This is a genomic window from Chloroflexaceae bacterium, from assembly GCA_025057155.1.
GTDB lineage: Bacteria > Chloroflexota > Chloroflexia > Chloroflexales > Chloroflexaceae > JACAEO01.
Window position 1 is genome coordinate 269609 of record JANWYD010000006.1, and the last position, 10750, is coordinate 280358.

General features: G+C 64.5%; 8 protein-coding genes. 5 read left to right on the plus strand and 3 right to left on the minus strand.

Translation table 11 applies throughout. The features are described 5' to 3' along the window. Window positions 1-104: 104 nt before the first annotated feature. From NZU74_07195 to NZU74_07205, 3 genes are all read left to right on the plus strand, one after another. Window positions 105-398 carry an RNA-binding protein gene (locus NZU74_07195; GenBank protein ID MCS6881103.1) on the plus strand — a complete coding sequence of 98 codons (294 nt, stop codon included), beginning with the start codon at window positions 105-107 and terminating at the stop codon, window positions 396-398. Window positions 399-912: 514 nt separating this feature from the next. Beyond that, complete coding sequence (gene ileS / locus NZU74_07200; GenBank protein MCS6881104.1) at window positions 913-4173, plus strand: isoleucine--tRNA ligase; 3261 nt, start codon at window positions 913-915, stop codon at window positions 4171-4173. A 54-nt stretch (window positions 4174-4227) separates the two neighbouring features. After that, complete coding sequence (locus NZU74_07205; GenBank protein ID MCS6881105.1) at window positions 4228-5007, plus strand: hypothetical protein; 780 nt, start codon at window positions 4228-4230, stop codon at window positions 5005-5007. 85 nt (window positions 5008-5092) lie between these two features. Here the strand turns inward: NZU74_07205 and NZU74_07210 are convergent, their stop codons facing one another. Beyond that, window positions 5093-6112 carry a 3-oxoacyl-ACP synthase III gene (locus tag NZU74_07210; GenBank protein MCS6881106.1) on the minus strand — a complete coding sequence of 340 codons (1020 nt, stop codon included), beginning with the start codon at window positions 6110-6112 and terminating at the stop codon, window positions 5093-5095. Window positions 6113-6765: 653 nt separating this feature from the next. On the opposite strand from NZU74_07210, the gene NZU74_07215 reads away from it, so the two are divergent. Both NZU74_07215 and NZU74_07220 read left to right on the plus strand, forming a co-directional pair. Beyond that, on the plus strand, window positions 6766-7509 hold the full coding sequence (locus NZU74_07215; protein ID MCS6881107.1) for a YIP1 family protein: 744 nt from the start codon (window positions 6766-6768) through the stop codon (window positions 7507-7509). Next, window positions 7506-8240 (plus strand): YIP1 family protein, encoded by a 735-nt coding sequence (locus NZU74_07220; GenBank protein ID MCS6881108.1) that lies wholly within the window; start codon window positions 7506-7508, stop codon window positions 8238-8240. The genes NZU74_07215 and NZU74_07220 overlap by 4 nt, the downstream gene beginning before the upstream one ends. A 91-nt stretch (window positions 8241-8331) precedes the next feature. Here the strand turns inward: NZU74_07220 and rho are convergent, their stop codons facing one another. Then, the gene (rho, locus tag NZU74_07225) at window positions 8332-9579 is read right to left on the minus strand and encodes a transcription termination factor Rho (GenBank protein MCS6881109.1); all 1248 of its coding nucleotides are present in this window, start codon (window positions 9577-9579) and stop codon (window positions 8332-8334) included. Between the two features lie 679 nt (window positions 9580-10258). After that, on the minus strand, window positions 10259-10750 hold a 492-nt coding region (locus NZU74_07230), incomplete at its 5' end, for a hypothetical protein (GenBank protein ID MCS6881110.1).

Below are 10750 nucleotides of genomic sequence, written 5' to 3' on the forward strand. Positions count from 1 at the left end.
TCGGGTTCTGACCCGGGTGTCGGCCTGTGGGATTGTCGGGATTGTCCGTCGGACGGCGCGAGGCCGTCCTGCCACGAGGCGCACGTGCGCCGAGGAGAACTCTGATGCTGGTGAAGCTGTTTGTCGGGAACCTGTCCTGGAGCATTGGCGACGATGAACTGGCGCGTTTCTTCGCCGATCACGGCGACGTGCAGAGCGCCCGCGTGATCACTGATCGCGACACGGGCCGCTCGCGCGGTTTTGGTTTCGTGGAGATCGAAGTCGAGAACGTCGCCAACGTAATTCGCGCCACCGATGGCCAGGATCTGAATGGCCGGCCCATTCGCGTGAACGAGTCCGAGGATCGCCATCGCGGTCGCGGCGGGAATCGCGGCAGCGGCGGTTATGGCCGCTACTGAGGTGAACGTGGGGGGAATCGGCTTTCCCCCTTTCTCGCCCCTCAGATGAGGGCGTCTGGCAAGTATCTTATCGCTAACGGCTGTGACGGGGACGAGTACTCGCGTTCGTTCGCGCCCAGCGAGCCTGGGATGGTGTGAGCCAGGCGGTCGAACACGCGACGAACATCACCCCCGAGCCGGCAGGTGAACGGCCCTCCGGCCCAGTAGCCCCGCCCGGAGTTGTCCCCCGTTATCGGGACAGAGCGTTGTCTGACGCTCCTGAGCGCAATGTCCGCAGGCTCCGCGTATATGTCCACAGCATACATCGTGGCGCCACGGCGACATTGAACCGGGGTGGTACCGCGGGGTGCCTGCTGCGCCTCGTCCCCTTTGAGGGACGGGGCGTTTGTGTTGCCCCTGACAGTCTGGCCAGATGGTCGCCGGATCTCGGTGGAGCGCCGAATGCGGCAATCTGCAATCTCAATTGCTAAGGCTGGCGCGCGGCAATGCCGTGTACCCGTCCGAGGAGGTGGTTATGTTCAAACCGGTCGCTGCTGATGTCGTCTTCCCCCGACTGGAGGAAGAGATCCTGGCCTGGTGGCAGGCGAACCGGATCGTGGAGCGCTCGCTCGCCAGCGGCCAGCGGCCCTTCGTCTTCTACGAAGGCCCGCCGACGGCCAATGGCCGCCCCGGCCTGCACCACGTGATCAGCCGCACGTTTAAGGATGTCATTCTGCGCTATCGGGCCATGCAGGGCTACCGGATCATCGGTCGCCGTGAAGGGTGGGACACGCACGGCCTGCCGGTCGAGATCGAGATCGAAAAGAAACTGGGCTTCAATGGCAAGCCCGATATTGAGAAGTTCGGCATTGCCGAGTTCAATCGCCTGTGCCGCGAGAGCGTCTGGGAATACATCCAGGAGTGGAAGAGCTTTACCCGCCGCATTGCCTACTGGGTTGATGAGAATGGCTACTACACCTACGACAACAAGTATATCGAGTCGCTGTGGTGGATCTTTCGCCAGCTCTGGGATCGCGGGCTGCTCTTCCGCGACTACAAGGTGACCATGCATTGCCCCCGCTGCGGCACCAGCCTGAGCGACCACGAGGTCTCGCTGGGCGCCCGCGACGATGTGGACGATCCCAGCGTCTATGTGAAGTTCCGCGTCACCGGCGAGAGCGCCAGGGGCAGCGCCTCGCCCCTGGCCGCCGACCTGAGGGGCGCCTTCTTGCTGGCCTGGACCACCACCCCCTGGACGCTGCCGGCGAATGTGGCCCTGGCAGTGCAACACGGCGCGACCTACGTTGAGGCCCATGCCGGCGGGGAACGCTACGTGCTGGCCGAGGCCCTCGTCGCGCCGGTGCTGGGGGAGGAGGCCAGCATCACACGCCGCTTCAAGGGCAACGATCTGGTGGGGCTGCGCTACGAACCGCTCTTCCGGGGCGCGCCTGCCCCCGGAGATACGCCGGACTTCGAGGCCGCCTACCGCGTCGTGGCCGATGAGATCGTCACTCTCGACGACGGCACCGGCATCGTCCACATCGCCCCGGCCTACGGCGACCTGGAGGTGGGCCGCAAGCACGGCCTGCCCACGCTGTTCTCGGTGGATCTGAACGGCATGGTGCTGCCCGAACTCGGCGATCTGCCCTTCGTTGGCAAGTTCTTCAAAGAGGCCGATCCCGAAATCACCCGCAACCTGAAGCAACGGGGCCTGCTGCTGAAGAGCGGGCGCGTGCGCCACTACTATCCCTTCTGCTGGCGCTGCGGCACGCCCCTGCTCTACTACGCCAAGCCTTCGTGGTATATCAAAACGACCGCCTTCAAAGACGACCTGGTGGCCAACAACCAGCAGATCCACTGGGTGCCGGAGCATATCCGCGACGGGCGCTTCGGCAACTGGCTCGAGAACAACGTTGACTGGGCCATCAGCCGCGAACGTTACTGGGGCACGCCCCTGCCGATCTGGACCAGCGCCGACGGGAGCTACATGGAATGCATCGGCAGCCTGGCCGAACTTGAAGCGAAGGTAGGCCGCTCCTTGCGCGACCTCGACCTGCACCGCCCCTACGTGGACGAGATCACCTGGGAGGACCCCCGGCACGGCTTGATGCGCCGCATCCCCGACGTAGCCGACTGCTGGTACGACAGCGGTTCGATGCCCGTGGCCCAGTGGCACTACCCGTTCGAGAACCAGGAACTCTTCGAGTCCGCCCATCCCGCCGACTACATCTGCGAGGCGGTAGACCAGACCCGCGGCTGGTTCTATACGCTCCATGCCATCAGCACGCTGCTTTTCGACCGTCCGGCCTTCAATAATGTGATCTGCCTGGGGCACATTCTCGACGAGCACGGCGTCAAGATGAGCAAGAGCAAGGGGAATGTGATCCAGCCTGAGGAGGTGATTGACGCCTACGGGGTTGATGCGCTGCGCTGGTACCTCTTCGCCGCCGCGCCGCCCGGCAATGCGCGCCGCTTCAGTCTGGGCCTGGTGAATGAGAGCCTGCGCAAGTTCCTGCTGACGCTGTGGAACACCTACGGCTTCTTCGTCACCTACGCCACCCTTGATGGATGGCGCCCCACCGCCGAGGTGCTGCGCGCGGCGGCCAACGGCTCGGTCAGCCTCCCCACGCCGGAGGTGCGCGATGCTCTGACCCCCACCGACCGCTGGGCGCTGGCGGCGCTGAATGCGCTGGTGCGCGATGTGACCCGCAACTTCGAGGAGTACGAGGTGTACCCGGCAGCTCGCGCCATCGAGCAGTTCGTAGACGAGCTGTCCAACTGGTACGTGCGGCGCAATCGGCGGCGCTTCTGGAAGAGCGATGCCGACGCCGACAAGCAGGCGGCCTACTTCACGCTCTACACCTGCCTGCTGACCCTTACCAGGCTGATCGCGCCCTTCACGCCCTTCGTCGCCGAGGAGGCGTACCGTAACCTCACCGGTCAGGCCAGTGGCGCAACCGCCGACGATGTGCCCGAAAGCGTGCATCTGGCCCGCTGGCCCACGGTCAACGCCGATTTGCTCGACGAACGGCTGGTGGCCGACACCGAGGCCCTGCTGGCCGCGGTCTCGCTGGGGCGCGCGGCGCGCAAAAACGCCGGCCTGAAGGTGCGCCAGCCCCTCAGCGAGTTGTGGCTGCGCGCCAGCAACCCCGCCGTGACCGAAGGCGTGCGGCGCTTCGAGGCCGACCTGCGCGATGAACTGAACGTCAAGGCGGTGCGTTACCTCGATGCTTCATCGGACATCGTGGAGTACCGCTTCCGACCTAATCTGCGGCTGGTGGGCAAGAAGTATGGCCGGCTGGTGCCGGCGCTTACCGAGGCGCTCAAGGCCCTGGCGGGCGAACCCGCCCGCGCTGCCGCCCAGGCCGTGGAGCAGGGGCAACCTGTGCGCCTGACAGTGGACGGCCAGGAACTTGAGTTGCTGCCCGAGGAGGTGCTGGTGGAGAGCAGCGCTCCCGCCGGCTACGCCGTGGCCGAGGGCGACGGGCTGATTGTGGCCCTCAACACCACTGTGACGCCTGAACTGCGCCTCGAAGGGGCCGCCCGCGACCTCGTGCGCAACGTGCAGGACGCGCGTAAGAGCGCCGGCCTGGCCATCGCCGACCGCATTACGCTCTTCGTACACGCCGAGCGCGAAGCCGACCTGCTCGAGCAGACCCTGGCCCGGTGGGGCGAGTATGTACGCAGTGAGACCCTGGCGACCCAACTGATTGTGGGCGCGCCCCCGGCGGACGCCTATGTTGAGACCGTGGAGTTCGGCGATGCCGAGGCGACCATCGGGGTGGTGAAGGCGTAGGGGCAAGGCGGGGCGACCTGGTTGCCACCTACACCGGGGGAAAGGGCAACGCCCGTGACCAATCTGATCGGCGCTATGGCCCGCCAGGCGCCGCCGTGGCGTCATCTGCTGATCCGCCGGGGCCGGTGCGATGAAGCGCCCGGCGCGCTGCGGTTGATTGTTGAGGATGCCACGGCCCGGAGATTAGCCTATTCCAACGCGCAGATTGACGATTATCAGCCCGGGCCTGGCCTGCGCTTCATCCGCCGCCCGCCCTTGCGGCTCCGGGTACAGGCGCGCTTTTCGCACCCTGAGGGCGGCTTACGCGGCACGGCGGGCTTTGGTTTCTGGAACTACCCCATTGCCCGGCCACTGCGCCCCCCGCGGGCGATCTGGTTCTTCTACGCCTCCCCACCGAACGATATGCCCCTGGCCCTGGGCGTGCCGGGACGGGGCTGGAAGGCAGCGGTGATTGACGCCACGCGCCTGCGCGCCCTGGCCCTGCTGCCTCTCGCTCCGGCGCTGGCGCCCCTCTTCAACCTGCCGCCCCTGTACCGCGGCCTGTACCCGCCGGTCCAGCGCGCCCTTGGCGTGGCCGAGGCGCTCGCGCGCGCTCCGATGGAGGAGTGGCATGAGTATGTCATCGAGTGGGGTTTGCGCACGAGCCGCTTCCTGGTGGACGGGCGCGTCGTGCTCTCCGACGCGCCCTCGCCACAAGGTCCCCTGTGCTTCGTAACCTGGGTGGATAACCAGTACCTGATCGCCACGCCCCGGGGCCGGCTGCGCTGGGGGTTGCTCGACGTTCCCGGCGCACAGTGGCTGGAACTGGCCGGGGTATGGCTGGAGACACTGTGAGGCTGTCCCGGCTACTGCGCTCCCCGTGACCTCTACGGGGAGGAACCTGTGGAAACCCGGTTTCCCCGCGCCTCTGTTGAACGCACTACCAGGTAACGCTCATCATCGAACAGTTCAGCCCCGAACCGATGCCCAGCAACCCCACGTGGTCGCCAGGATGCAACCGACCAGCCTCGGCGGCCTGCGCCAGGCTGATCGGCAGGGCCGCCGGCCCGATGTTGCCCAGCACCGGGAAGTTCAGGTAGAGCTTGGCGGGGGTGATGCCAATGGCCTCGGTCACGGCGGCCATGTGCCGCGCGCCCACCTGGTGCGGCGCGTAGAGCGCGATGCGGTCGTCGCTCCAGTTCGGCAACGTCTCCTGGGCCAGTTGCCAGGTCTCAGCGGCAAGTTTGACCCCGGCGACCAGCAGTGCGCTGGCATCGGTTTTCATATAATCGGGCTGGCCCACACACAGGTGGTTGTACTCGGTCGCGGCCAGCGAAACAACGCCATTGAGCCTGTGGCGGGACTTTGAAACCCGCATGTGGGCCAGCACCATCGCCGCGGCGCCCGAGCCGAGGGTAAGAGTAGCGAAATTGTCGCGGAACTCCTGGAGGGTGGTTTCGGGACGCTGGAGACGGCGGATGGTGCTCATTACCGCGTCTTGTGAGCCTTCACCGTTGACGATCAGCGCGTAATCAATCTCGCCCGCCTCAATCATCAGGGCCGCGATATACATCCCGTTGAGGAAGCCCAGGCAAGCATTACGCACATCATAGTTGATCGCCCGGGGCGAGAGACCGAGGTTACGATGAACGAAACAGGCTGTCGCAGGTTCGAGGTAATCCTGGCATACCGAAGTATTGATGACGATCCCGATCTGCTCCGGGTCAATATCGGCAGCCGCGATGGCCTTGCGCGCCGCCAGCGTCGCCACGGCGCTAGGCAACGTTCCCGCGTCCCAGAAGCGCCGCTCGCGGATCCCCGAGAGTTGTTCCAGACGTCCCCGGGGGATGCCGAGACGTTGCATCGTCTCGCTAATCTGATCCTCCAGCCAGTCCGAGCTAATGCGGTGCGGCGCCAGTTCGTAGCCCAGGGCCTCGATCGCGACGTTCTGAAAGAGCACGCCAGACCTCCCAATCTTAGCTAGTAAGACACTTGCACTGCCATACGGCGCAGACCAGGTGAAACGCAACGCTGCGCCCAGGAGGAATGCCCCTCCTACACTCTCTCCTCAGACGCCGCCCATTACCCACAAGTCACTCCCCCGTTATCAACACCGCTCCGGCACAGCTCGTTCGGTTGCCGAACGCAGTGCGAGGGGCTGGTTGCGCTCCCGCACGTCCGTGTAGAGCCCGCAGCGTGTCGGACCGCCACGGAGCAGATCGGCGGGGGCGACCGGTTGATCGCCCCTGCCGATCCAGGCGGGAAGGAGGGTCAACATCCACACCCGCTCTGATACGTGTGGGTAATGCATAACCGCAGGCGAGGGATTGGGGCAACCTGATTTCCCTACCCTTACTTTAACTAGATTCACGGCAGGCCCCACTAAGGACCGCTATGTTATTACTGTACCACAATGTCACGTCTGCCCTGCCACACGGTCGCATAGCGTCTGCGCTGAACAGGGCGGGGAGTCTCCGCTTCCCGGCAGGAAGAAGGGTGCGGGTATGGTAGAATAACCCGCGGTTGTTCACTGTTCGGGTCACAGATACGCGCAGGGTTGCAGCCTGGCGCCCCCTGACGCGGCGTGTGGCCTGCCTGGCCTACCGGAGTATCGTGAAACTCTTCGCGACTATCTTCCGCCTGGCCCTCGGCGGACTCTTGCTCGACGCCCGTGTCTACCGCGCCCAGCGCGAGTCGCCAACCGGGGTGCAGCGGGCGCTGCTCGTCGTCGTGCTGGTGGGTCTCCTTACCGGCCTCGCCGCCTGGATCGGCGACCTCGGCGAGTATCTGACCCAGCCCGATCCCCAGGCTGTGCGCGACACGCTGTACAATGGGCTGATCGCGATGCCCTGGTACAATCAGGTCGCGCAGTCCAGTCCTGAATTTGTCGCGGCGTTTGAACAAGTGTTCTCCGACCCGTCTAACTTCACCCTGACAGCTAACCCCCTGTCAGGCGCCCTCGGGATCGTGATAACGCCACTCGCGGGGATCATTGGCTGGTTCCTTGGCGGCTCGGTTGTTCATATCGCGGCGAAGGCCTTTGGCGGGGCGGCCAGCTACCCTCAGACTCTGGCCTGCACCGGCCTGGCTTCTGGCGTGAACCTGCTCGGCCTGGTGCAGATCGTGCCTTACGCCGAAGCGGTTCCCGCGAGCCTCGTGCTTTCCACGACCTTACTGGGGTTCCTGGCGACCTACGTTGCCGTGCGCGAGGCGCACGCACTGCCGCCGTGGCGCTCGTTCTGGGCCGTATTAATCGGTCCATTGCTCTTGATGGTCGTGCTGTTCACCCTGTACTGCTGCGTTGTGTTCGCCTTTGCGAGCACGATAGGGAGTCTCATTGGGGGAGCCGGGCGATGATCGAGCTGTTCAACGGGGCATTAACCCTCAACCAGCGGTTGATGCTCGGGCTGCGCGAGTCGCCCGATGTGGTGCGACGCGGGCTGCTGCTGGTGCTCTTCGTCGGGTTGCTGGTCGGAGCGGTCACCGGGGCCAGCGCGCTGCTCGACACGGCCACGCCGGAGCGCACCGTGGCCACGGTGCGCGAGTTCGTTGAGGCGCAGAAACGCCAGATTGCCCTTAGCCCCAATGCTGACCAGTTGCAGCCACTGTTGCGGTTCGTCAACGAGAATGAAGAGGCGTTCTACGCCCTACTGAAGGATCTCATCGCCCTGCCAACCCCTTTGCCCCGCCCCTTTGGACAGGTCTTTCAGTGGCTGGCGACGACGGTCAGCACACCGCTGAGCTACCTGGCCGGTCTGCTGCTGACGGTCATCTTCACCCACATCGCGGCGCGGCAACTGGGTGGACAGGGCCACATCCAGCAAATGCTGGGCCTGGGCGCGCTCTCGGTGGCGCCGCACGCCCTGGATGCGCTGACCTTCATCCCCGGATTGGGACCGGTTCTGGGCCTCATCGCCTGGGGGTGGGGGCTGGTCATTCTCGTCGTTGCCACCTCGGTGGCCCACCGCCTCGATAGCACGCGGGCCACCCTGGCGGTGCTGCTCTACCCGGTGCTGCTGGGCTTGGTGGGGGTTTTGCTCTTCTGCGGGCTGTTGTTCGTGGTTGTGTCCCTCGCTGGCCAGGGCTAAGCTGATTAAACCGGAAGAAAGGGGCACTGGGAGAACCGCGGGAATCCTGAAGCCCCGTTGGGGCAACCCTCCGGGTTGCCCCGCTGGCATCTCAACTACCCTTGCTCAACGTAGCGAGAAACTCGGCATTGGTCTTTGTCTTGGCCATGCGGGTGAGCATCAACTCCGTACCCTCATTTTCACCGAGCATGCTCACCATGCGCCGCAATGTCCAGACCTGGCGCAGGGTTTCAGGCGGGAGGAGCAACTCTTCACGGCGCGTGCTGGAGCGCTGAATGTCCACGGCGGGGAAAATGCGTTTCTCGGCCAGCTTGCGGTCGAGATGCAGCTCCATATTGCCGGTGCCCTTAAACTCCTCGTAGATCACATCGTCCATGCGCGAGCCGGTATCTACCAGGCAGGTGGCGATAATCGTCAGTGAGCCGCCGCCCTCGATGTTGCGCGCAGCGCCGAAGAACCGCTTCGGCGGGTAGAGGGCCACCGGATCGATACCACCGGAGAGGGTGCGTCCGCTGGGGGGCATATCGAGGTTGTAGGCCCGGGCCAGGCGAGTGATCGAGTCCATGAGGATCACCACGTCCTGGCCGCCCTCAACCAGACGCTTGGCGCGTTCCAGGGTCATCTCCGAGACCTTGGTATGGTCCTCAACCGGCTCATCGAAGGTCGAGGCGATCACATCGCCCTTGACCGAGCGGCGCATATCAGTGACCTCTTCGGGGCGTTCACCGATGAGGAGGACCATCAACTGGATATCGGGGTGATTGGTAGAGATGCCATTGGCAATCGCCTTGAGCAGCATCGTCTTGCCGGCCTTGGGCGGCGAGACGATCAGGCCGCGCTGGCCGCGCCCGATGGGAGCGATCAGATCGACCAGGCGGGTGTGGAGCAGATTAGGTTCCGTCTCCAGCTTGATCTGCTGGTTCGGGAAGATCGGCGTGAGCTGGTCGAACGACGGGCGCTTGCGCGCCGTTTCAGGATCCACGCCATTAATCAACTCAACGCGCAGAAGCGAATGAAAGCGCTCGCTCTCCTTCGGCGGGCGGATCTGCCCCCATACGCGGTCGCCGGTTCGCAACCCGAAGCGGCGGATCTGCGATTGCGACACATAGACATCCTCAGGGCCGGGCAGCATCCGTTCGCCACGGAGGAATCCGAATCCATCGGCGACGATGTCGAGAATGCCGTCGCTGAAGACGTTGCCCTGTTCTTCAGATTGCACTTGCAGCAGTTTGAAGATGAGATCCTGCTTTTTCAGCCCGCTGTAGCCTGAGATGTCAAGTTTGCGAGCCATCTCGCGCAGGTCGCTAAGAGTCTTCGACTCTAATTCGGCGACGTTCACCGCAGTGCTCCTTAAGATTGGTCAGTTGCACTACCCGAGCAAGCTATGAGGTGGATGGCGCGATCGCCAGGGCAGATTGAGAAGTTGAAGCATTATCTGCCGTGAAGGCGTATCACGCTTGTAAAGGCGCACGACGCTACGTGCGCTATCCAGACACGCTACGCCGGGGTCATACCCAACCCCTGTTGCGACGAGGAAGCAGCGCCAGCGATGTTCCCTGGCCAATCGCAGAGACGCATCGCAATTTCCGGCGATGGTGATCCGGCAGAAACCAGGCTACGGAAAGACTATGTGGGGAACAACGGATAATAAACCTGACTGGGTCGCCGGTGCATCCTGAAGAGGATATTCGAGTTTGCGATCCGAAAATCTGGCGTCAGTATAGCATAAATGTCAAGATGTGGCAACAACCCCTACAGGGAGATAGGACGAAACGTTCTACGCGCTCTGCTCGCCCGGCAGCTAATGATGTTCGCATACATAACCAGGCCGCCTGGCGGCTGATTAGGGGTTTTCGGCATTCTAATGCGCTTACGGTCCTCACCACCGCCCCCCGCTCCCGCGCGCGGGAGCGGGGGGCGTCCTAATGCCCCCGATGGCGCATGCGACACGAGCATGCGCCGGAAAACCCTACACCTGAGAAAGGGCGCCCGCTGCCTCCCCGGCGGGGGCTGGAAGGCTATTTAGGGTTTGTATCCCGCTGGCGCGTCCGGAAATGCGCCTGCCTGCCGAACCGTCCACGTGCCCGACGTGATCCCGGCGTCATCTTTGCCAGGCGCGACGGCGTGGTTTCCGAAGATTGCGTACCTGTCGCTGTGTTGGACAGAGGATGTTTCTCGACGTGAGCTACTGCTCCCTCTGCCAGCGACGTCGCCTCGTTACGTGGCAGCGGCTTGTCATAGCGACGCCCGGGCCGCTCCTCCCGGTAGCTCCCCTCGCGTCGCGGCCCGCGCTCCTCGTAGCGGGCCGGTCGCTCCTCTCGGTAGCTCCCCTCGCGTCGCGGCCCGCGCTCCTCGTAGCGGGCCGGTCGCTCCTCCCGGTAGCTCCCCTCGCGTCGCGGCCCGCGCTCCTCGTAGCGGGCCGGTCGCTCCTCCCGGTAGCTCCCCTCGCGTCGCGGCCCGCGCTCCTCGTAGCGGGCCGGTCGCTCCTCCCGGTAGCTCCCCTCGCGTCG